This window comes from Sphingobacterium sp. lm-10, from assembly GCF_023554555.1.
In the GTDB taxonomy this organism is placed as follows: Bacteria; Bacteroidota; Bacteroidia; order Sphingobacteriales; family Sphingobacteriaceae; genus Sphingobacterium.
Genome location: NZ_JAMJWC010000002.1, coordinates 1 through 19,960, shown reverse-complemented (window position 1 = coordinate 19,960; position 19,960 = coordinate 1). Strand labels below are relative to the sequence as shown.

25 protein-coding genes are annotated in these 19,960 nt (G+C 42.4%); 11 read left to right on the top strand and 14 right to left on the bottom strand.

Annotated elements, in window-relative coordinates; genetic code table 11:
* Positions 1 to 127 precede the first annotated feature (127 nt).
* The 4 genes from gcvT to M8998_RS09950 all read right to left on the bottom strand — a co-directional run bounded on the left by gcvT (position 128) and on the right by M8998_RS09950 (position 3,120).
* Positions 128 to 1,210: a glycine cleavage system aminomethyltransferase GcvT gene (gene gcvT / locus M8998_RS09965; protein WP_249992460.1), complete on the bottom strand. Its 1,083-nt coding sequence runs from the start codon at positions 1,208 to 1,210 to the stop codon at positions 128 to 130.
* 76 nt (positions 1,211 to 1,286) lie between these two features.
* A complete protein-coding gene (locus tag M8998_RS09960; protein WP_249992459.1) occupies positions 1,287 to 2,015 on the bottom strand; it encodes a pseudouridine synthase in 729 nt (242 codons plus the stop codon).
* Positions 2,015 to 2,383: a DUF4359 domain-containing protein gene (locus M8998_RS09955; protein WP_249992458.1), complete on the bottom strand. Its 369-nt coding sequence runs from the start codon at positions 2,381 to 2,383 to the stop codon at positions 2,015 to 2,017. Before M8998_RS09955 ends, M8998_RS09960 begins: the two co-directional genes overlap by 1 nt.
* 5 nt (positions 2,384 to 2,388) lie before the next feature.
* Entirely contained in the window at positions 2,389 to 3,120 is a 732-nt protein-coding gene (locus M8998_RS09950) for an SIMPL domain-containing protein (protein ID WP_249992457.1), read from the bottom strand.
* Positions 3,121 to 3,269: 149 nt separating this feature from the next.
* On the opposite strand from M8998_RS09950, the gene M8998_RS09945 reads away from it, so the two are divergent.
* Complete coding sequence (locus tag M8998_RS09945; RefSeq protein ID WP_066755833.1) at positions 3,270 to 3,461, top strand: cold-shock protein; 192 nt, start codon at positions 3,270 to 3,272, stop codon at positions 3,459 to 3,461.
* Positions 3,462 to 3,547: 86 nt separating this feature from the next.
* Here the strand turns inward: M8998_RS09945 and recO are convergent, their stop codons facing one another.
* The gene (recO, locus tag M8998_RS09940; RefSeq protein ID WP_249992456.1) at positions 3,548 to 4,264 is read right to left on the bottom strand and encodes a DNA repair protein RecO; all 717 of its coding nucleotides are present in this window, start codon (positions 4,262 to 4,264) and stop codon (positions 3,548 to 3,550) included.
* A gap of 7 nt (positions 4,265 to 4,271) precedes the next feature.
* The gene (locus M8998_RS09935) at positions 4,272 to 4,499 is read right to left on the bottom strand and encodes a hypothetical protein (RefSeq protein ID WP_249992455.1); all 228 of its coding nucleotides are present in this window, start codon (positions 4,497 to 4,499) and stop codon (positions 4,272 to 4,274) included.
* 295 nt (positions 4,500 to 4,794) lie between these two features.
* Between M8998_RS09935 and rpmB the strand changes: the two genes are divergently transcribed.
* From rpmB to M8998_RS09885, 9 genes are all read left to right on the top strand, one after another.
* Complete coding sequence (gene rpmB, locus M8998_RS09930; protein ID WP_066755822.1) at positions 4,795 to 5,028, top strand: 50S ribosomal protein L28; 234 nt, start codon at positions 4,795 to 4,797, stop codon at positions 5,026 to 5,028.
* 86 nt (positions 5,029 to 5,114) lie between these two features.
* Complete coding sequence (rpmG, locus tag M8998_RS09925; RefSeq protein WP_066755820.1) at positions 5,115 to 5,297, top strand: 50S ribosomal protein L33; 183 nt, start codon at positions 5,115 to 5,117, stop codon at positions 5,295 to 5,297.
* A 64-nt stretch (positions 5,298 to 5,361) separates the two neighbouring features.
* A complete protein-coding gene (locus tag M8998_RS09920; RefSeq protein ID WP_249992454.1) occupies positions 5,362 to 5,523 on the top strand; it encodes a DUF4295 domain-containing protein in 162 nt (53 codons plus the stop codon).
* A gap of 157 nt (positions 5,524 to 5,680) precedes the next feature.
* On the top strand, positions 5,681 to 6,643 hold the full coding sequence (ftsY, locus tag M8998_RS09915) for a signal recognition particle-docking protein FtsY (RefSeq protein WP_249992453.1): 963 nt from the start codon (positions 5,681 to 5,683) through the stop codon (positions 6,641 to 6,643).
* A gap of 81 nt (positions 6,644 to 6,724) precedes the next feature.
* Positions 6,725 to 8,059, top strand: a complete 1,335-nt coding sequence (gene rimO, locus M8998_RS09910; protein WP_249992452.1) for a 30S ribosomal protein S12 methylthiotransferase RimO — start codon at positions 6,725 to 6,727, stop codon at positions 8,057 to 8,059.
* 120 nt (positions 8,060 to 8,179) lie between these two features.
* Positions 8,180 to 9,775, top strand: coding sequence for a bacillithiol biosynthesis cysteine-adding enzyme BshC (gene bshC, locus M8998_RS09905; RefSeq protein WP_249992451.1), 1,596 nt, complete (start codon positions 8,180 to 8,182; stop codon positions 9,773 to 9,775).
* A gap of 283 nt (positions 9,776 to 10,058) precedes the next feature.
* Positions 10,059 to 10,346: an HU family DNA-binding protein gene (locus M8998_RS09900; protein ID WP_066755808.1), complete on the top strand. Its 288-nt coding sequence runs from the start codon at positions 10,059 to 10,061 to the stop codon at positions 10,344 to 10,346.
* A 6-nt stretch (positions 10,347 to 10,352) separates the two neighbouring features.
* On the top strand, positions 10,353 to 11,195 hold the full coding sequence (locus tag M8998_RS09895) for a tetratricopeptide repeat protein (protein WP_249992450.1): 843 nt from the start codon (positions 10,353 to 10,355) through the stop codon (positions 11,193 to 11,195).
* Between the two features lie 298 nt (positions 11,196 to 11,493).
* On the top strand, positions 11,494 to 13,047 hold the full coding sequence (locus M8998_RS09885) for an Rne/Rng family ribonuclease (RefSeq protein ID WP_249992449.1): 1,554 nt from the start codon (positions 11,494 to 11,496) through the stop codon (positions 13,045 to 13,047).
* Between the two features lie 57 nt (positions 13,048 to 13,104).
* Here the strand turns inward: M8998_RS09885 and M8998_RS09880 are convergent, their stop codons facing one another.
* The 7 genes from M8998_RS09880 to M8998_RS09850 are packed head-to-tail and all read right to left on the bottom strand — an operon-like array spanning position 13,105 to position 18,045.
* Entirely contained in the window at positions 13,105 to 13,737 is a 633-nt protein-coding gene (locus M8998_RS09880; RefSeq protein ID WP_249992448.1) for an NAD(P)H-dependent oxidoreductase, read from the bottom strand.
* Between the two features lie 43 nt (positions 13,738 to 13,780).
* Positions 13,781 to 14,161, bottom strand: coding sequence for a DUF1304 domain-containing protein (locus tag M8998_RS09875; RefSeq protein WP_249992447.1), 381 nt, complete (start codon positions 14,159 to 14,161; stop codon positions 13,781 to 13,783).
* A gap of 9 nt (positions 14,162 to 14,170) precedes the next feature.
* Complete coding sequence (locus M8998_RS09870; RefSeq protein ID WP_249992446.1) at positions 14,171 to 14,593, bottom strand: organic hydroperoxide resistance protein; 423 nt, start codon at positions 14,591 to 14,593, stop codon at positions 14,171 to 14,173.
* 4 nt (positions 14,594 to 14,597) lie between these two features.
* On the bottom strand, positions 14,598 to 15,191 hold the full coding sequence (locus M8998_RS09865) for a MarR family winged helix-turn-helix transcriptional regulator (protein ID WP_284040310.1): 594 nt from the start codon (positions 15,189 to 15,191) through the stop codon (positions 14,598 to 14,600).
* Positions 15,157 to 16,053 carry a tRNA (adenosine(37)-N6)-dimethylallyltransferase MiaA gene (gene miaA / locus M8998_RS09860; protein ID WP_249992445.1) on the bottom strand — a complete coding sequence of 299 codons (897 nt, stop codon included), beginning with the start codon at positions 16,051 to 16,053 and terminating at the stop codon, positions 15,157 to 15,159. Before miaA ends, M8998_RS09865 begins: the two co-directional genes overlap by 35 nt.
* Positions 16,054 to 16,073: 20 nt before the next feature.
* On the bottom strand, positions 16,074 to 17,246 hold the full coding sequence (locus M8998_RS09855) for a Gfo/Idh/MocA family protein (RefSeq protein WP_249992444.1): 1,173 nt from the start codon (positions 17,244 to 17,246) through the stop codon (positions 16,074 to 16,076).
* Between the two features lie 37 nt (positions 17,247 to 17,283).
* Complete coding sequence (locus M8998_RS09850; RefSeq protein WP_249992443.1) at positions 17,284 to 18,045, bottom strand: hypothetical protein; 762 nt, start codon at positions 18,043 to 18,045, stop codon at positions 17,284 to 17,286.
* Positions 18,046 to 18,221: 176 nt separating this feature from the next.
* Here M8998_RS09850 and def point away from each other — a divergent pair, with 176 nt between their 5' ends.
* Entirely contained in the window at positions 18,222 to 18,809 is a 588-nt protein-coding gene (gene def / locus M8998_RS09845) for a peptide deformylase (RefSeq protein WP_249992442.1), read from the top strand.
* 18 nt (positions 18,810 to 18,827) lie between these two features.
* Here def and M8998_RS09840 read toward each other — a convergent pair whose 3' ends face one another.
* The gene (locus M8998_RS09840; protein WP_249992441.1) at positions 18,828 to 19,448 is read right to left on the bottom strand and encodes a trimeric intracellular cation channel family protein; all 621 of its coding nucleotides are present in this window, start codon (positions 19,446 to 19,448) and stop codon (positions 18,828 to 18,830) included.
* Positions 19,449 to 19,960: the final 512 nt, after the last annotated feature.

Genomic DNA, 19,960 nt, shown 5'->3' with positions numbered 1-19,960 from the left:
ATGACGAAGCAATCTTATGTTTTTAATGTTTAGATTGCTTCGTCGTCGTTCCTCCTTCTCGCAAGGACGCTTATAGTTTTTTAGTTAGCAGTTTTCTGCTGCTAGCCTTCGGTCTTACTCCGATTCTCTATTTCACAAAAGGTGGTTTTTTCACGATTGCTTTCACCGACTGGTTACGAATCTGAACGTAGATTTCCGTTCCTTCTTTAGCAAAGGCTGTATCAACGTAACCTAAACCCACTGATTTCTTTAAACTAGGAGATTGTGTTCCTGACGTGACGCGTCCGATGGTCTCGCCTTCTACATTTACAATAGGATAATCATGACGCGGAATACCGCGGTCGATCATTTCAAAACCTACCAGCTTTTGTTTTACGCCAGCTTCTTTTTCAGCTTTCAGGTTGGCACTATTTACGAAGTCTTTGGTAAATTTCGTTACCCAACCCAATCCAGCGGCTAAAGGAGAAGTCTGGTCATCGATATCATTTCCGTATAAGCAGAAGCCCATCTCCAAGCGTAATGTATCACGTGCACCTAAACCAATTGGTTTAATGCCGTATTCTGCGCCTGCTTCCATGATCGCATCCCACACCTGTTGCGCATGCTCATTATCAACATAGATTTCAAAACCACCCGCACCCGTGTAGCCGGTAGCGGAAACTAAAACATTATCCACTCCCGCAAATGTGCCTTTTGCAAACGTATAGTACTCCATAGGAGCTAAGTCAATGTCCGTCAAAGATTGGAGCGCATCAGTCGCCTTTGGTCCTTGTACTGCGAACAAAGAGGTGTCGTCCGAAATGTTTTTCATATCCACACCATACGTATTGTAGCGCGAGATCCAATCCCAATCTTTCTCTATATTAGAGGCGTTTACTACCAATAGATATGTTTTTTCATCAATCCGGTAGGTTAGGAAATCATCCACCACACCGCCGGTTTCATTTGGAATGTATCCATATTGTACCTTGCCATCGTATAGCTTGGCGGCATCATTAGAAGAGATTTTTTGAATAAGCTCTAAAGCGTGGTCACCTTTCAGAATGAACTCGCCCATATGGCTTACATCAAACATACCTACCTTGGTGCGCACTGTTTCGTGCTCATCGTTGATGCCTGAATACTGTACCGGCATATCAAAGCCAGCGAAAGGTACCATCTTCGCACCTAAAGAAATATGATGATTGGTTAATGCCGTGTTTTTAGTCATAAAATGTTCATCGTTCAAAGTCGTCCAAAAATACACAAAATACGCGTAAGCCGAGAAAGATTACTAGCGTAAAATGCTATACATCCATTGTTGGTAGCAGATCGGGAACATGTACATCTGCAGAAGATATCTGTAAGGTGGCCAATACACGGGCGAACTCGTAGTGTATTGGAGCTTCTATGCTTATTGAAGTGTTGAGTATAGGGTGTATGAAAGAAAGTGATGATGCATGCAGCATCATCGTATCCATCTGGTAGGTTTCTTTCCACAACTTGTTTTGCTTGTTGCAACCATGTGGTCTGTCGCCAATAATCGGATGTAGAATATGAGCAAAATGCCTGCGTAGCTGATGCATTCTGCCTGTTTCAGGTTGCGCTTCCACCAAGCTGTACCGAGATGTAGGATGTTTGCCAAAAGGTAAATCTATTTCTGCGAGCGCCAATGTTTTGTAATGAGTGATGGCTTCCTGCATCATGCCATTCTCTTTTTTTAATGGGTAGTCGATAGTGCCTTCGGCAGCGGAATGACCGCGCAGTACAGCCAGGTATTTCTTGCTGACCTGCCTGTTTGCAAATAGAGACTGTATCAAGCCATCCATCTCTCGATTCAGGCTAAAGAGCAATACCCCGCCAGTTTTTCGATCTAATCGATGCGCAGGGTGTACCATTTTCCCGATTTGTTGCCGCAAAATTTGTAAAGCAAACTCGCTGGCATCACTGGCGATGGATGAACGGTGTACCAACAGACCATGCGGCTTATTTACCGCAATGAGATATTCATCTTCGTACAAAATGTCCAAATGCATTACAAATCTTTAAGTATAAGTATAATCTTGTCGGCTTCAGAGTCAATCTTGGAGCTAAGCCAAACTTGCCCCAATGCACCACCACCAACGACCTGGGCTTCTGCTTGCCATCTGATCTCGACGAGAGAGAACAGATAATAATTTTTGATATAGACGTTATTCGCCAAAAATTCATCAATCACCCGGTCTCCAAACAACATCATGCCGAGCTGCATGGCGTCTTCATGTTCATAATCGAGTTGTGAGGTCAATAGTTCTTTCGCTTTGGCACGAAGTACTTCCTCGTATTTCTCTTCACTAGGATTGGTCAGAAAAGCTGCGACAAGCACAACTATTCCGACCAACGCAAAGATGCGTGTTTTACTCATCTTACCTATTTGCTGTTTAATTCAAACACCGCGTCCACATTCGCAATTAATTTGATCGGGCGAATGCTGATATTGATATTGCTCTCTTCTACCGCGCCTTCCGCAAAATCCGCGGATTTTGCACTCATAGCATACATGCGACCTGTTGGCACGATGTCATTCCAGTTAAAAGAGCTGTTGTCATTGATCAAGATCGCTTTTCCGATTGTCTGACCGTCTGCACTGGCTAATACTTCTGCATTAGTGCGCGCATCTTTCACGGCTTCTGTTTTTAGCTCACGCTCGATCTGGCGTTTTTGCGAGTGATCGTATTCGCTAATCGAGGTACTCTGCATTCCGCGGCTGTCTACTTCGTCGAATAAACTATTTAACTTCGATAAATCCGTCACCTTGATGCGGTATTGACGCGCTTGCAACAATTCTTGATTTTTATTCTTTTTTGTCTCATAGTTGTAGCTGTAGATATTTTGGATAGTTAGGTCTTCCTGCTTCACTCCGTTTTTGAGTGCTGCATCAAACAGTTGTTTTTCCAACGTTTCAATTGTTACTTTCTTACGCGAATTGCCATCAACCAAGTACTCGCGCAGCGATACAGCTAGGTAAATGATGTCCGGTGTGATTTCTTTTTCCGCGTAGCCTCTAGTAGAAACCCTACGTGCATTATCTCCAGTCATAGTTTGTGCATTACTTGCCGATACAAGGCCAATCAGGGCCATAAGATAGATGAATTTTTTCATGTGTTTGTCTTTTAAATAATGTACGTCTAAAACTATTCAATTGTTACAGAAAGACCAAAGTTTTTTCTTTTGGTTTAAGTGCATTTAAAAATAATTCCCAATTATTGAATATATTCAATATCTTTATGGAACAATAATATCAATACAAAATGCAAGAAGGAACAGTAAAATTTTTCAATGAAACTAAAGGTTTCGGTTTCATTATTCCAAATTCTGGCGAGAGCGAAATTTTCGTTCACGTGTCAGGTTTGGTAGACAAAGTTCGTGAGAACGACCACGTATCTTACGAAGTAGAGCAAGGACGTAAGGGCCTTAACGCGGTAAATGTAAAACTTATTTAAGACTACGATTAGATATTAAATATATTTATTGTGTAAAAGCCCGAGATCGCGAAATCTCGGGCTTTTGTATTTTACGAGATGTCGTTTTAGGCAAAGATTTCTTCAAGAATCAGTAAGGAACGTACCTCTCCAAAATTTTCAGTGTGCAAGCGATAGAGGTCTAGTATTTTCTCTAGTAGATACCTACGCTCTTCTTTGGAAAGTACGATCTCATGCATCGTCTCGTAGCTGGCGCGCATGAGCATTCGAAATACGCTTGTGGTTGGTTCTGCAATGATATGCGCGTGTGCTGGTAAGCTATCTGTAAAGACGCCCTCTAGCAAGTCGAGGTATGGCTTTTCCGTACGAATGGGGTAGAAGCCTAAGTATCTACTCAAGCCAATCAAGAAAATTAAATGAAAATTACCCAATTTTGTAGCCGCCTGATCCAGCCACTGTATGGAGTCTGCTACATATTGAAACACAATTGGATCTGGGTTTTGATGTCGAAGCACTTTATAGAGCACTTCGTTTAAGAACATCGCAATAGAACTTTTAACAATATCTAGGGGGATGTGTCGTAAAACCGGATATTGTTGTGCCTCTTTTACCCGCTGAAGCTGATTGTTATCTCTGTGATAGACCAATAAATCCAAGAGATGAAAAGGTTGAAGGATGGCAAGTGGAGTCTTTGCCTTGGGCTTTTTGGCTCCTTGGATCAAATATGATTGTAAGCCGTGGTCTTTCGTAAAGATTTGAGCCACAATACTGTTCTCCGCATAATTTGTTAGTTTAAGCGCTATACCCTGTGTGCGAAGAATCATTCAATTTTTATTTGATCTTTTGCTGATCGCGGCGATGTCTTTGCAAGGTGCTACGGTCTATTTTCCGAAACAAGCTATTCATTGTTAAAATAACTCCACCACCGAAGCATACTACGCCAAGTGTCATGATTAATTTATAGATGCCATTTTCTGCCTGCATCAAATTCAGGCTATACGTCGTAGTAATTGCACCGATTACGAGTAAGGCAATGCCTCGGAGTAAATGTTTGTTCATGTTGTGAATTGTTGAAAACTATTTAGCGTCCTTTTGATCCAATCTGTTCCGCAAAATACGTTCTTTTGTGGGAAATCTGTATAACACAATCGCTTTTACCTGTGAGAATGTGCTATACTAGGACATTCTTTATTAGGCATATCTCGTGCCAAAACCTGAATTAAGACAAGCAAATTACTTGTTTTTCGAAAAAATATTGTATCGTCATATTGCATATCCCAAAAGAAATTTAGATATTTGCAAACTCTTTGAAAAGAGAGTATTGAACAAAATACAACATTAAAAATCAGATATCATGTCAAGAATTTGTGATTTAACAGGCAAAGCAGCATTGAAAGGGAATAACGTTTCTCACTCAAACGTTAAGACCAAAAGAAAATTCTACCCGAACTTACAAACGAAACGTTTCTACATTCCAGAAGAAGATCGTTGGATTACATTGAAAGTATCTACTGCTGCTATCAAGACGATCAACAAAAACGGTATAACTGCGGTTATCGATAAATTCATTAAAAAAGGATACGTTTAGTAGTTACTACTATACAGCCTGTTGTATCAGAAGTCAATATTTATTAGAAATTCAAGCCCGTGAGGGTCTAAATAAAGCGTAAGAAAATGGCTAAAAAGGGAAATAGAGTACAAGTTATTCTAGAGTGTACAGAGCACAAAGAAACTGGTCTTCCAGGTATGTCTCGTTACATCACGACAAAAAACAAAAAGAACACTACAGAGCGTTTGGAGTTGAAAAAATTCAACCCAGTGTTGAGAAAAGTAACCGTTCATAAAGAAATTAAGTAATCAATCGGCGGTTTTGCTTGAGCTACTGTTGTAGCATTAGTGCATCGCGTAAAATATAACAACCATGGCAAAGAAAGCAGTTGCATCATTACAAAAAGGTGGTGGTAAAGAGTATACTAAAGTGATTCTTACCGCTAAATCTGCTAAAACTGGATCTTATACTTTCAAAGAAAGTATGGTACACAACGACAAAGTGAAAGACGTTGTCGCTGGATCTTCCAAGTAAGCATTGTACCTTTCTTTTTTAAGATCATCCTTTTAAAAGATTCATAGCCGTTTTGGTCCTTGCCAAAAGGGCTTTTTTAGTATATTTGGCTTTCTTCAACGTAGTATGGCGTGGAGAATAATAGTGAACATTTCACCTATAGCAAATAGAATTCAACATGGGATTATTCGATTTTTTTAAGAAAAAACAAGAGACACCAGAAGCCCATGAGGCACTTGATAAAGGGCTGGAGAAGACCAAGGATGGCTTCCTTTCCAAAATCACGAAGGCTGTTGTTGGAAAATCGACCATTGATGATGATGTGCTAGATAATTTGGAAGAGGTGCTAGTGACTTCGGATGTAGGTGTCTCCACCACATTGAAGATTGTTGATCGTATTCAGAAGCGGGTAGCCAAAGATAAATACGTAAGCACGGATGATCTGCACGGATTGCTTCGTGATGAAATTCAATCTCTGCTGGCAGAAAACAATAGCGACGACTTCGAGCGATTAGAATACGGCGACCATAAGCCCTATGTGATTATGGTTGTTGGTGTCAATGGTGTGGGTAAAACAACTACCATCGGTAAGTTGGCACATCAGCTCAAGGAAGCGGGAAATAAAGTGGTGCTCGGTGCAGCAGATACTTTCCGCGCTGCGGCTGTCGATCAGATTCAGTTGTGGGGAGAGCGTGTTGGCGTTCGTGTTGTCGCCCAACCCATGGGGTCAGACCCGGCTTCTGTCGCGTTCGATACCGTTAAGTCGGCAGTCTCTAATGGGGATGATGTCGCGATTATTGATACCGCAGGGCGCTTGCACAATAAGGTTGGTTTGATGAACGAGCTGACTAAGATTAAGAACGTAATGCAGAAGGTAGTCCCTAATGCACCGCATGAAATATTACTCGTGTTAGATGCTTCGACAGGTCAAAATGCCATCGAGCAATGTAAGCAATTCACCGAAGCAACTGATGTCAATGCATTAGCACTGACCAAGTTGGATGGTACTGCTAAAGGCGGTGTGGTGATTGGGATTTCCGATCAATTCAAGATTCCCGTAAAATATATCGGTGTAGGCGAGAAGATTGGGGACTTGCAATTATTTCAGAAAAAAGATTTTGTAGACTCCCTATTTAATTAAGCAGGGTTATACCAAAAACAAGGATATGCCAGATGCGATCTGTCTAAAGATCAACGTGTTTGGACATCGGATAGAGATAGTATGAGAACGAAAGAAAAAAAGGTAGCTCCATTGTTGAGAAAACCACGTGTAAATGTGGTGACGTTGGGTTGTTCAAAAAACATCCACGACAGTGAGGTATTAATGGGACAGTTAAAAGGTAACCGCATTGATGTTGTGCACGAATCTTCCAACATTCAGGCAGACGATATTGTCGTGATCAACACTTGTGGATTTATCGACAATGCAAAGCAGGAATCTATTGATACCATCCTTCAATTCTCCGAACTCAAAGAACAAGGTAAAGTAAATAAGGTTATCGTGACCGGATGCCTTTCAGAACGTTACAAACCAGAACTGCAAGCTGAAATCAGCAATGTAGATGCTTATTTTGGAACCAATGATCTGCCCGATCTATTGTCGAGTATTGGGGCTGATTATCGGCATGAATTGGTTGGCGAGCGTTTGTTGACTACGCCATCTCATTTCTCTTATTTCAAGATCGCTGAAGGCTGCAATCGTCCCTGTTCATTTTGTGCTATACCGCTTATGCGTGGTAAGCACGTATCTAAGTCTATTGAAGACTTAGTGAAAGAAGCAAAATTTTTGGCTTCGAACGGCACGAAAGAGTTGATCCTAATTGCACAGGATCTAACCTACTACGGGCTGGATATTTATGGTAAGCGTAACTTGTCGGATTTGATGCGCCATCTTTCGGATGTGGAAGGTATCGATTGGATCAGGATGCAGTATGCATACCCTTCTGGTTTTCCGATGGATATTCTCGACGTGATGAACGAACGTAGTAATATCTGCAATTATCTGGATATGCCATTGCAGCATATTACGGATAATATGTTAAAATCTATGCGTCGGGGAATTGATAAGCAAAAAACAATAGATCTTGTCAACAAGATTCGTGATAAAGTGCCTGATATCGCCTTGCGCACCACGTTAATATGTGGTTATCCGGGTGAAACCGAAGCGGACTTTGACGAGATGGCTCGTTGGGTAGAAGATTCCCGGTTCGATCGATTGGGTTGCTTTACCTATTCACACGAAGAAAAAACACATGCACACACTTTAGTGGACGATGTGCCTGAAGAAGTCAAGGAATACCGTGTAGAGCAAATCATGGAAATTCAGCAAGGCATTTCATACGATAAGAATCAAGAGAAAGTTGGCCAAGAATATCGTGTCTTGATCGATAAGAAAGACGGTGATTATTTTGTGGGGCGTACAGAATACGATTCTCCAGAGGTAGATAATGAGGTGCTAATCAATGCAACGACAGAATATGCGCGTGTTGGCGATTTTGTGCAAGTGCACATTGACCGTGCTGAAGATTTTGATCTTTATGGTACCATCGTGAGATAGTACCCGCTGGCCTTCTTAATTATTTTCTGAACTACTCATTTGTTTGTCAAATCTTATCGTGCCCTACCGAACAGGCGCTAAAAGCACTACTTTTGTGCAGATTAAATTTTTGGAAAAGGAATGAAAGCCACTTACATCGATTATAAAGATACCAATAGTTTTTCCAAGACTCTACTAGCGTACTTGGCTGGAGACGAAGCCTTGTCGCCATTTTATGGACACTATCCCACGCTAGAGAACTTCGGTAAACAGATCGAAAGTAAAAGTGCCTTCTCTCTCGACCAACGGACTGTGTTGGTGCAGGAACTGCGAAAGCAGTATGACGGTTTGCTGGAAGACGCACCTGAAGTGCGCCAACAGATAGACTCCTTGCAAGATCCGCAGACATTTACTGTCGTGACAGGCCATCAGCTCAATATATTTACCGGACCTCTGTACTTTATTTTTAAGATTGTGTCGGCGATACGACTGGCTCAGGATCTTAACAAAGCTTATCCGGATCAGCACGTTGTGCCGGTGTACTGGATGGCTACTGAGGACCATGATTTTGAGGAAATCAACCACACTCGCGTACATGGCAAAAAGGTAAGTTGGGATCGGCCATCGTTGGCTGCTACCGGGCGAATGCCTACCGAAGACATGGTAGATGTTGTGCGGCAGTATATTGGCATGCTTGGTCTGAATGGGCACTCGGCTGATTTGGCGACATTGGTAGAAGATGCATACTTAAGTGGATTGCCATTGGCAGATGCTACCCGAAAGCTGGTTCATCAACTGTTCAAAAAATATGGCTTAATCATTATCGATGCGGACAGGCCATCTTTTAAGCGGCAGTTTTCTGATATCATAGCGAAAGATATTCTCTCTGAGGCGAGCTTTCGCGCTATTGAGCACACGTCGTCGCTGTTAAATGAACGAGGCTACGCAACACAGGTTAATGCTCGCGAGGTGAACTTCTTTTATCTGACGGATACCTTTCGCGAACGACTGGTTCGTACATACGATGGACGCTTTGAGGTATTGCACCGAAATATTTTTTTTACGGAAGAGGAGCTACTTCAAGAAATAGCTAATTATCCCGAACGCTTTAGCCCTAACGTGGTGATGCGCCCGCTATACCAAGAACTCATTTTGCCTAATTTAGCTTATATCGGTGGCGGTGCTGAGATTGTTTACTGGTTACAATTAAAAGCAAATTTCGATCAATATCAATTGCCGTTTCCAATCCTGGTACCACGAAATTCGGCTATCGTAACTGATGATGCCGTCGTAGGTAAAATTTTCAGACTGGATCTCACCTTAAAAAGTATTTTTAAGCCGTTAGATGTATTGAAGAATGAATACGTGCGGCGTTACACCAAGCATCGCCTCACCTTGCGGGATGAGTGGATGGAGCTAAATGCCATCTTCGGGAAGATGAAGCTACGCACGCACAAGATCGACCCTAGCTTGGGTCCAAGTACAGAGGCGGTGAAAGCTCGGTTAAAGAAGGCGATTAACAGCTTAGAAAAGAAGCTGCTTAAATCGGATAAAAGAAATCATCAGGAAGGCTTAATTCAGATTGAGCGAGTCAAAGATCGACTATTTCCAGGTGGTGGATTGCAAGAGCGTTCTGAGAATTTTGCAACATTATATGTGAAATATGGCGACGTACTTATTGCTGACCTTGTTACGTACTTCAATCCATTAGATTTTAAGTTCACCATTTTATATTAAATATTAAGCCCGCGAAAGGCTCCGACTTACTGGTTTTTCGACAAAAATCAATAGAAGAGCAAGTGAAACAACTGTTTGATATACAGATATAAAGTTTTATCTTTGCGATTCCTTTTTTGGAGGAGCTGGGGGTTAAGGACGAATATCGCGGCATTAGGATTATATGGCCTAGCAGGCTAAAAAGCGATATTTATTTTTAAACATCAATATAAAGCGATACCTTTGCGTCCCCAAAGTGCTGTGCGCCTAGGGGTTGTAATGAAAATTCAGTATATAACACAATATGACTAAAGCAGAAATCATCGCAGAAATCTCAAACAAGACAGGTTTAGAGAAAGTAGATGTTCAAGAGACAGTAGAAGCATTCTTCAAGGTGGTAAAAGGCGCTATGGTTGGCGGCGAGAACGTGTACGTAAGAGGCTTTGGCAGTTTCGTAGTGAAGAAAAGAGCTGAGAAGACCGCGCGTAACATTTCAAAAAACACCGCTATCATCATTCCGGAGCATTTTGTTCCTAGCTTCAAGCCGGCCAAAGTGTTTGTAGAAAAAGTAAAAAGCGGAAACAAGAAATAAGTAACCTTGAAAAGTACTAAACAAATACAGATTGTGGTTGTGCTGGCAGTAGTTCTGGTAATGGGACTGCTATTGGCACAGCCTATCAAAGGTTTAGTCACAGAGCCTCAGGCTGCAGAGACAGCGAGCAACGATGGAACGATGCCAATGTTTACCATGGAGGACGTATCCGCCATGTCTAAACAGGGTATGAATGCAACTTTGGCTGATGAGATCACTGAATTGGAAGCACAGCTGGCAGGTAGCGAAGGCGAAGAGCGCATCGCAGTATTGCAGAAGCTTGCTAACAAATGGGATGATCTCGCAAAATATGCTCCGCAGGGATTTGTGTATGAGGAGATGGCCAAAACCGCTCCGAAGTTCGAATACTGGTTGCAAGCTGGAGATGCGTATCGCAAAGCATACACTAATTTGCAGGACACTGTTTTAGCAAGAGAACTGAACCGTATGGCTATGGCGTCGTACCAACAGGCTGTTGATTTGGATGGAAGCAGCTTGGCTGCAAAAACCGGACTTGGCGCTACGATGGTGACTGGTACCAACAATCCTATGGCGGGAATTGCTATATTGCGGGAAGTTGTAGCGAGCGATCCGAAAAACCTCGAGGCCAACAAAACATTAGGTTTGTTTTCTATGCAGTCACGACAATTTGACCGTGCTGTAGACCGCTTTCTTACGGTCATTGAGATCAAGCCTGATGCAGAATCGTATTTTTATCTAGCAACAAGCTATGAAAATATTGGGTTGAAGAATGAAGCTATTGCTGCGTTTCAAAAAAGCAAGGAAATGGCTGCCGATCCAACTCTATCTCAATTCATCGAACGCAGGATTGAGGAATTGAGCAAGTAATTAACATATTATTTTATAATCATTTAAAAACATTAAAGCTATGCCAAGCGGAAAGAAAAGAAAAAGACACAAAATGGCTACTCACAAGCGCAAAAAACGTTTAAGAAAAAATAGACATAAGAAGAAATAGGTTGATCCCTCTATTTTTTGGAGGGAGACACTTGTTGTCATCTTGGAATGATTCTCTTGCCTCGTAATGAGGCAGGAGAATCTTCCGTTTTTAATTAAACAATTTTGTTTTATTGGACCTAGAAAAGATATGGAGCGAGTCTGTATCTGTCCATAATTGAAATAGCTGTTGGTAAAGGAATTAATCATCGATTCAACTCCCGATAAGGGGGTGACTATTGCTTTACTACAAGACAAGCAGTTGGTAGAACTGAACACTGAAAAGGTGGACAACCACTATGCGGTGGGAGACATCTACCTCGGTCGTATCAAAAAGATTATGCCAGGACTCAATGCAGCATTCGTAGACGTAGGATACGAAAAGGACGCATTCCTGCATTACCTCGACCTTGGTCCACAAGTTCAGTCACTACTCAAGCTTTCCCGAATAGTAAAGAATGGCAGTTATCAAGAGAAACTGCTCAGTAGTTTAAAACTCGAGAAAGATATCGATAAGGCAGGGAAGATCTCGGACGTATTGTCCAAGAATACACTCATTCCTGTGCAGATAGCCAAAGAACCTATTTCGACCAAAGGCCCTCGCCTGAGTTCGGATTTATCTATCGCAGGCCGTTTTGCGGTCCTTGTCCCTTTCTCCAGTTCTGTTTCCATCTCCAAGCGAATCAAAGGTAACGCCGAGCGTAACCGTCTAAAGAAGATTGTCGAAAGCATAAAGCCACCAAACTTTGGTGTCATAGTCCGTACTGTTTCCGAAGGAAAGGGTGTGGAGGAGCTGCAGAAAGATCTACAGGATTTGATTTCTAAATGGGAACTGTTTACCAAGCGCCTGAAAGATGTAGAACCCGCACATAAAGTGTTGGGCGAAATGGATCGTGCCTCTACCATTCTCCGAGATATATTGACCGACGAGTTCAGTCATATTTACGTGAACGATGCCGGAATTTTTGAAGAGGTCAAATCCTATGTACAGGAGATCTCGCCGGATCTGGAGCGAATCGTAAAGTTCTATAAACATAAAGAACCTATCTTTGAGCACTACGGTGTAGAGAAGCAGATTAAAGCATCCTTTGGCAGAACGGTAAACCTACATGGCGGCGCTTATCTCGTTATCGAGCATACTGAAGCGTTGCATGTTATTGATGTAAACAGTGGGAACCGTATAGCCAGCAAAGAGAATCAAGAGGATAATGCACTCCTTGTAAACAAAGAGGCGGCAAAAGAGATTGCCCGTCAGCTTCGTTTACGCGATATGGGTGGTATTGTAGTGATCGATTTTATCGACATGCACAAGGCCACTAATCGCAAAGATCTCTATGGATTCCTAAAGGAATGTATGGCTGGCGATCGTGCCCGACACACCATTCTTCCGCCGAGCAAATTCGGATTGGTACAAATCACCCGGCAGCGGGTACGCCCAGAGATGAGCGTAGTAACCAGCGAGAAATGTCCGGCTTGTGATGGTACAGGAGAGATCCGCTCAAGTATTGTATTGCTAGATGATATTGAAAGTAATTTGAGCTTCATCTTGCAAGAACAAAATGAGAAAAGCATTACCCTTTTTGTGCATCCATATATTGATGCATATATTAAAAAAGGATGGATCTCCAGGCGTGTAAAATGGTTGCTGAAATACGGTAAGTGGATTAAGGTCAAACCCGTAGCTTCGTATTATTTGACTGAATTTCATTTCTTCAACGCAAAAGAAGAAGAAATCAAGTTATAGTCATCAAGACATTACAGAAAGGTCGCTCTCTATTTCAGGGAGCGACCTTTTTTGTTTTTACATTTCCAAGATAAATTCTTCTCTTGGCCAACGTACTTTTTTCATTGGAGCAAGCCAGTCGCGCTCTTTATCAGCGTAACCGATATACATTAAGCTCACGCTTTTCAAGCCCATCGCTTCCAAACCCAAAACTTGATCAACAGCAGCATTGTCAAACCCTTCTGCTGGAGTGCTATCAATTTTTAGTTCTGCCGCTTGTGCTAATGCCAGGCCTAAGGCAATGTAAGTTTGTCTGGCAATATGAGCGAAGTTAGACTCAGCCGCTTCTTGCAGATACATTTTCTTTAACATGTCGGTATAGCTTTCAAATCGCCCTCTTGGTAAGTCGCGCTCATCGGTAGTAAAGTTATACATCGTATCAATACGTTCTTCCGTATACCTATCCCATGCAGCAAAAACTAAAATGTGAGAACATTCACGAGCACACTCAGGATTAAATGCTGAAGGAGCAATCTGATCTTTTAGGTTTTGATCTTCTACCACAATTAGTTTGAATGGTTGCAAACCAGATGAAGAAGGGGCAAGCCGAGCAGCTTCTAATATCTGCTCTAAATCTTCTTTTTGTATTTTTTTAGTCGGATCGTATGCTTTACAGGCATGTCTCCAATTTAGATCTTCTAGTAATGACATATGTTTTTTTATTATTAAAATATAATGATTTGATGGCGAAGGGTTAAAAGGCCAGACAACGTACCGCCAGTACAGCGGCAAAAGCGAGTATAGCTGGAAGGCCTTGCTTCACCAAAATGCTTTTAGATGAAAAGATTCCGCCGTATAGTGCCGCAATGACAACGCAGCCTAAGAAGAATAAACGAATATTGGAAGACCATAAAGCATCTTCAATCAGGAAACTCCAGCCTAATCCGGCTGCCAAAAAACCATTATACAGACCTTGATTGGCTGCTAAAGATTTTGTTGGGGTAAATAATTCTGCTGGAAGCGCTTTTCCAAATGTTTTTTTTCCAACTGTTTCCCAGGCAAACATTTCCATCCATAGAATATACAGATGTTCAATGGCCACCACAGCAGTCAATATACTTGCGAGAATTTCCATAGTGAATACCTAGCTGTTGCTTACGTTTAGTTTCACTTCGATATTATTGCGTGTTGCATTCGAATACGGACAGATTTGATGTGCCTTTTCTACCAATGCCTGCGCATCCTCTTGTGAAACGCCCGGGATATTGACCTTCAACTCGGCAGATAATCCAAAACCACCCCCCTCTATTTGTCCGATACCTACGAAGGCCGTCACCGAAGTTTCTCCGGCAGGAGCTTTCTCTTTTTTGATAACAAGGCTCAAAGCACTATCAAAGCATGCAGCATATCCTGCCGCGAACAGCATTTCCGGATTGGCGTAATCATCATTTTGACCACCTAATCCTTTTGGCATTCTTACCTCTATATCCACAACGCCATTTTCACTTTTAACGTGCCCTTCTCTACCTCCAGTAGCGGTAGCACCAATACGATACAGTTCTTTCATGTCTTTAAATTTTATGAATGTTTTTACGAATTTTGCAAATAATGCGTTGAAGAGTTTCCAGTTCCTCAGACGATACCGGCATAGCCTGCATGAGTTTCGCTGGAATATTGGCCGCTTTAGCTTGTAAAGAGACGCCAGCTTCGGTAAGGGTAATGAGTACACTGCGTTCGTCTGTCGTACTTCGCCTTCTGTACACTAAACCTTTTTGTTCCAATCTTTTCAATAGCGGCGTTAACGTTCCGCTATCCAGATCAAGCTGTTCACCCAATTGGGATACGGTTTGCTCCTGTTTTTCCCATAATACCAAAAGCGTCAAATACTGCGGGTAAGTGATATCAATAGCCTCTAAAAAAGGACGATAAGCGGCGATGATATCCCGAGCTAAAGCGTAGATGGGAAAGCATAGCTGGTTATTTAACTTCAGCTGTTTGTTGTTTTCTGCATTATTCACAACACAAAAATACAGTAAATTGCATTGCGCACAATACAATTTTGCAAAACTTACATTGCCGTTATAATTTGATGTCTTAATTTCGTTGTTTAAAAAAGTAACTTCTTCTAGCTTAGAAAGCTGGTGTCCAACTGATCGAAATGCCATCTTTTTCCATTTTTCGGAAATAGGTCATCTGCCGTTTGGCGTATCGCTGTATTTCAGTTTTTAGCTTTTCTACCATAGCATCATAGGACAAAGTGCCTTGCAGAAATAAGCTTATATAACGGTACTCTAGACCATAATAGTCGAGGTCATGGTGGGTAAGACCGAGAGACAGTAGGTTTTGCACTTCGGAGACCAATCCCTGCTCCAAACGCTGTAAAAGTCGCTGATGGATAGCTTCACGTCTTTTTAGAAGCGGGGGATTTATTCCAATAGCGTAATAATTACTAAGAACCTGCGGAGGTAGTAGCGTTGGATCGTGTTGCTCGAGATACAAGCTGATCTCCAATGCCCTAACTAAGCGCTTATGGTTGTGAAAATCTATTCTATAATCTTTAGGAATACCCAATCGCGTGATGTCCTCGATCAAGTTTTCTTTTGAGCGCAATGCCAGCTCGGCTTGTAGCGCCGAATCTTTCGGTATTTGTGTGTAAAGCGATTGCTGAAGAATAGATTGTATATAGGAACCTGTGCCGCCGCACAAAATTGGCTGTTTCCCGCGGGATAAGATCCCATCGTATGCCTGGAAAAAATCGTGTCGGAATCGGTCTACCTGATACCGATCGCCAGGTTCCGCGATATCAATCAAGTGGTAGGCAATCTCGCCATAGCTATCCAAATCTTTTCCAGTCCCGATATCCATACGTCGGTATACCTGTCTGGAATCTGCTGATATGATTTCCCCATTGAGCTGCTCTGCCAGGTTTACTGCTAATGCGGTCTTTCCAGATGCAGTAGGCCCGAGGATGATTAATAATGAATCAGGCGAAAGATTATCTTTCGCCTGATCTACTAGTGTTTTCAAATTCGGCTCACCGATCATGGTTACACGTCAAATTTTGTCCATTTCTCGTTGCTGTCGTTACTGCGTACCACCGTATCAATAAACGTCATACCTCGAACACCATCATCCACAGTTGGGAAATCTAAATTTTCGTCAGATGGCGTTTGGCCATCGCGCTTAGCAGATACCGTTTCCGCGAAATTACGGTAAATATTGGCAAATGCTTCGAGTAAGCCCTCAGGGTGCCCCGAAGGAATACGAGTGTTATGTGTGGCAAAAGAGCTTAAAGTATAAGGAGCAGCATAGGCATTTCCTGTGCGATACAATTGTCGTGGTTGGTCTAGCATTTTTACTATTAAGGTATTCGGCTCTTCATTTGCCCATTCTAAACCACCATTTTCGCCATATATACGAATACGTACGGCATTCTCTTCGCCGGCAGAAATCTGTGATGCCATTAATACACCTTTTGCACCTTCGGTGAAACGTAGTAATACCGAACCATCATCGTCCATAGTTCTTCCGTCCACAAAAGAGGTTAGATCGGCACATAGATCAGTAATCTTTAAGCCAGAAATGTATTCCGCGAGATGAGCTGCATGTGTGCCAATGTCTCCCATTACTAACGATTTTCCAGACTTTGCCGGATCAGCACGCCATTCAGCGCCGCCGCTTTTCTCTTTATCCGTCAATCGTACAAGCCATCCCTGTGGATATTCTACGACGATCTTTCTAATTTTTCCGAAATGCCCTGCTTTTACCATCGCTTTAGCCTGCTTTACCATCGGATATCCCGAGTAAGTATGTGTAAGAGCGAGTGTACGACCAGTACGTGCTACGATTTCTTGCAATTCTTTGGCTTCTTCGACCGATACAGTCATCGGCTTGTCTACCACCACATCAAAACCATTTTCCATCGCAAGTTTGGCAGGGCCAAAGTGTACAGAATTAGGAGTTACTATGCTGATGAAGTCCATGCGAAGATTTTCGGGAAGTGCTGCTTCCTTCTCAATCATCGTTTTATAATCTGGATAAACGCGGTCTTGTGGTAAAAACAAAGCTTTACCAGATTCGGCTGCTCTTTCAGGATCGGAGCTAAACGCGCCACAAACCAAATCAATCTTGCCGTCCATAAAAGCTGCTATGCGATGTACCGCGCCAATAAAGGCATTTTGGCCGCCGCCAACCATACCCATGCGTAGTTTACGTGTCATGTATGTCTATTTTTTTGAGGTCTAAATATAGCGAAAACTAAACCGAATTGGCGAATCGTAAGACCAACTTTGTGCTTCCGCTATTCATCTTGGAGATCGTCAGCCGCTCAGTTTCTTCGGAGAGAAGGTCTGAGACCATCGGATTAAAGGTGATGGATTGTGGTGCGAGCGTCCCTTCTTCTTTAAAGCCGATCTGCTGCAAAGAGGAATCTTGCGACCAATCCCGGTCTACGTAAGTCATGAGATCTCCAGGATTGAAATCTTTTCTAAAAGCGGCGATCAATTTGGACAAACCGCCAATAGCAATGAAATCGCGCTTGTGGCAGAAGCGAATCAACTCAAAAGATCGGTAATGTTCTGGCTGCCCTTGCATCCTTCTCCCACCGCTAAATACGGCTATACTAACCAGCTCCCCATCAAAGTATAATCCGTACCGGTATTTTCCAGGCATGGCAGTTTGTAAGTGATGCTCTGTAAGAAATGCCAATGTAATGCGTTTGTCCACCCTGGCTACGACGGTTTGCCGCGCATACAAGCGGCGTCCACATCCTGCGATAGTGCGTATTCGTGCAAGCACTTTGGCCATATCGTTCGTCAGTACATGTACATCGATATGAATGGTCTTTATACTATCGCTATTGGTGGCTCTATCGCTAACGTGGTCTGGATAAAGCCATAAGCGCATCGGCATTTTCTCGGAAGAAAGCTCCATCACCCCGTTACCGCGTCTGATCACCGTGATTTCTTCTTTCATGATCTCGCCAAGAGCCGTTGTAAACCTGTCCAAAATTACTTGCATCCCTCAAAACTACCATTTTTTCTATTCGGCCTTACGATCTGGCTGTTATAAGTTGGTTTGTTCTGTTTCAATCGGATGAGGAAATAAGGCAAGAGCTCGAATTTAAGCACATCTATTGCCGATAATATGTACACTGGCGAATAATTGGTAACTTTGCGGTGCAAAATAATAATAGCATGAAATTACCTATAGTAGCTTACGGAGATCCTGTATTACGTACAAAAGCACAAGAGATAGAAGAGGATTATCCTAATCTAAAAGGACTGATTGAAGATATGTTCGATACCATGTATGCCGCTAGTGGTGTGGGCTTAGCGGCACCGCAGGTAGGCTTGCCAATTCGATTGTTTGTGATCGACGCGTCTCCTTTTGGTGAAGATGATGAAGATGGTGCAGGAGATCCTACCGCGAAAGACTTCAAGCATGTATTTATCAATCCGATCATGGTAGAGCAAAGCGGAAAGGAGTGGGGGTTTAATGAAGGCTGCTTAAGTATTCCACATATCAATGAAGAAGTGATGCGTAAAGAGAACATCATCATTAACTACCTAGATGAGAACTTCGAGGAATATGAGATGGAGTTGACTGGGCTAGCCGCTCGTGTAGTGCAGCACGAATACGATCATATTGAGGGCAAATTGTTCCTGGATAAGTTAAAGCCCTTGAAAAAAGCAATGCTAAAATCGAAGTTAGAAGCCATAGCTAAAGGAGAGGTGCGGACTTCTTACAAAATGCGTTTCCCTCAGCAAAAGAAAAAGCGATAGATGACTATCGCTTCCTATTTATGACTTTCCCGGATAAATTTGCTTCACAGCGGGTAAAGACCAGTTGTAACGAACAGAAATAATCCGAATAGTAAATACCAGACTCGCGCTGGCAAAGGCATTAATCGCTGGGTCGACAGTGAAGTTGTCTAGAATTACAAAAAGTGTCGCCCCGGCGATACAGGCTGTCGCATAAATCTCGCGACGCAAGATTAAAGGAGTGCGGTTGAGTAGTACATCCCGGATTACCCCGCCCATGGAGGCAGAAAACATCCCAAGCAGCACCGCTGCAAAAGCGTTGCTTTCATAATTCAGTGACTTCTCTACGCCGACCACCGTAAAAAAACCTATACCTATAGCATCAAATAATGTTAATGTACGCGCTAGCGCGTACAACTGCTTATTGAAGGTAAGCGAAATTAATACCCCCAAAGAGATTACCATAATATAGTTGCCGTCTTCTACCCATACAGGACGGATGTTGAGGAAGATATCTCGGAGAGATCCTCCGCCAATAGCCGTGACAAATCCCATGAACCCAGCACCAAATACGTCTACGTTATTTCGATTGGCCGCCATCGCTCCAGATATCGCAAACATCATTGTACCTAATAGATCCAGTCCGTATATAATATTCATTTTAATGCTTTAATGCCCCTTTATCCAAATATATATAATTTAATAGATTCGCTTGAGCAATTTTGGAGAAGATCCTGCGTTATTATAAAACCCTCTTGCGATACTATTTATTTTTAGTGGGGCATTAGGTTTGAAATCAGGGTATTGAGTATCATTGATGAGAGGTAAATCAGGCATGCAGTGAGAAAATTTGAAGATTTATTTTGCAAGTCCTAAAAAGTATTCTACCTTTGCACCACTCCGCAAGGGAGGAAGAGTGGTGAAAGGATATAAAAGTGGGTTTATTTGGGTTTAGGCTTGGATAATCACATGAATTAAGAAGGGGAGATTCTCAAATTATTTTCACAAATAATTTGGAAGTTCAGAAAAGATTCCTACCTTTGCAATCCCAACCGAGAGGAAGGGTAAACAAAATGAAACGTCAAGCTCGAGAGAGTAAGATATAAAAGGCCAAAGCGCGATGCGGCGGCGAGAAAGTTCTTTAAAGAAATGATCATGATGCGTGGTGAGTA

Excerpts from the sequence above, each read along its gene's own strand:
- gcvT (WP_249992460.1), bottom strand. The coding sequence starts at position 1,210 with ATGACTAAAAACACGGCATTAACCAATCATCATATTTCTTTAGGTGCG.
- M8998_RS09960 (WP_249992459.1), bottom strand. The coding sequence starts at position 2,015 with ATGCATTTGGACATTTTGTACGAAGATGAATATCTCATTGCGGTAAAT.
- M8998_RS09955 (WP_249992458.1), bottom strand. The coding sequence starts at position 2,383 with ATGAGTAAAACACGCATCTTTGCGTTGGTCGGAATAGTTGTGCTTGTC.
- M8998_RS09950 (WP_249992457.1), bottom strand. The coding sequence starts at position 3,120 with ATGAAAAAATTCATCTATCTTATGGCCCTGATTGGCCTTGTATCGGCA.
- M8998_RS09945 (WP_066755833.1), top strand. The coding sequence starts at position 3,270 with ATGCAAGAAGGAACAGTAAAATTTTTCAATGAAACTAAAGGTTTCGGT.
- recO (WP_249992456.1), bottom strand. The coding sequence starts at position 4,264 with ATGATTCTTCGCACACAGGGTATAGCGCTTAAACTAACAAATTATGCG.
- M8998_RS09935 (WP_249992455.1), bottom strand. The coding sequence starts at position 4,499 with ATGAACAAACATTTACTCCGAGGCATTGCCTTACTCGTAATCGGTGCA.
- rpmB (WP_066755822.1), top strand. The coding sequence starts at position 4,795 with ATGTCAAGAATTTGTGATTTAACAGGCAAAGCAGCATTGAAAGGGAAT.
- rpmG (WP_066755820.1), top strand. The coding sequence starts at position 5,115 with ATGGCTAAAAAGGGAAATAGAGTACAAGTTATTCTAGAGTGTACAGAG.
- M8998_RS09920 (WP_249992454.1), top strand. The coding sequence starts at position 5,362 with ATGGCAAAGAAAGCAGTTGCATCATTACAAAAAGGTGGTGGTAAAGAG.
- ftsY (WP_249992453.1), top strand. The coding sequence starts at position 5,681 with ATGGGATTATTCGATTTTTTTAAGAAAAAACAAGAGACACCAGAAGCC.
- rimO (WP_249992452.1), top strand. The coding sequence starts at position 6,725 with ATGAGAACGAAAGAAAAAAAGGTAGCTCCATTGTTGAGAAAACCACGT.
- bshC (WP_249992451.1), top strand. The coding sequence starts at position 8,180 with ATGAAAGCCACTTACATCGATTATAAAGATACCAATAGTTTTTCCAAG.
- M8998_RS09900 (WP_066755808.1), top strand. The coding sequence starts at position 10,059 with ATGACTAAAGCAGAAATCATCGCAGAAATCTCAAACAAGACAGGTTTA.
- M8998_RS09880 (WP_249992448.1), bottom strand. The coding sequence starts at position 13,737 with ATGTCATTACTAGAAGATCTAAATTGGAGACATGCCTGTAAAGCATAC.
- M8998_RS09875 (WP_249992447.1), bottom strand. The coding sequence starts at position 14,161 with ATGGAAATTCTCGCAAGTATATTGACTGCTGTGGTGGCCATTGAACAT.
- M8998_RS09870 (WP_249992446.1), bottom strand. The coding sequence starts at position 14,593 with ATGAAAGAACTGTATCGTATTGGTGCTACCGCTACTGGAGGTAGAGAA.
- M8998_RS09865 (WP_284040310.1), bottom strand. The coding sequence starts at position 15,191 with ATGGCATTTCGATCAGTTGGACACCAGCTTTCTAAGCTAGAAGAAGTT.
- M8998_RS09855 (WP_249992444.1), bottom strand. The coding sequence starts at position 17,246 with ATGACACGTAAACTACGCATGGGTATGGTTGGCGGCGGCCAAAATGCC.
- M8998_RS09850 (WP_249992443.1), bottom strand. The coding sequence starts at position 18,045 with ATGCAAGTAATTTTGGACAGGTTTACAACGGCTCTTGGCGAGATCATG.
- def (WP_249992442.1), top strand. The coding sequence starts at position 18,222 with ATGAAATTACCTATAGTAGCTTACGGAGATCCTGTATTACGTACAAAA.
- M8998_RS09840 (WP_249992441.1), bottom strand. The coding sequence starts at position 19,448 with ATGAATATTATATACGGACTGGATCTATTAGGTACAATGATGTTTGCG.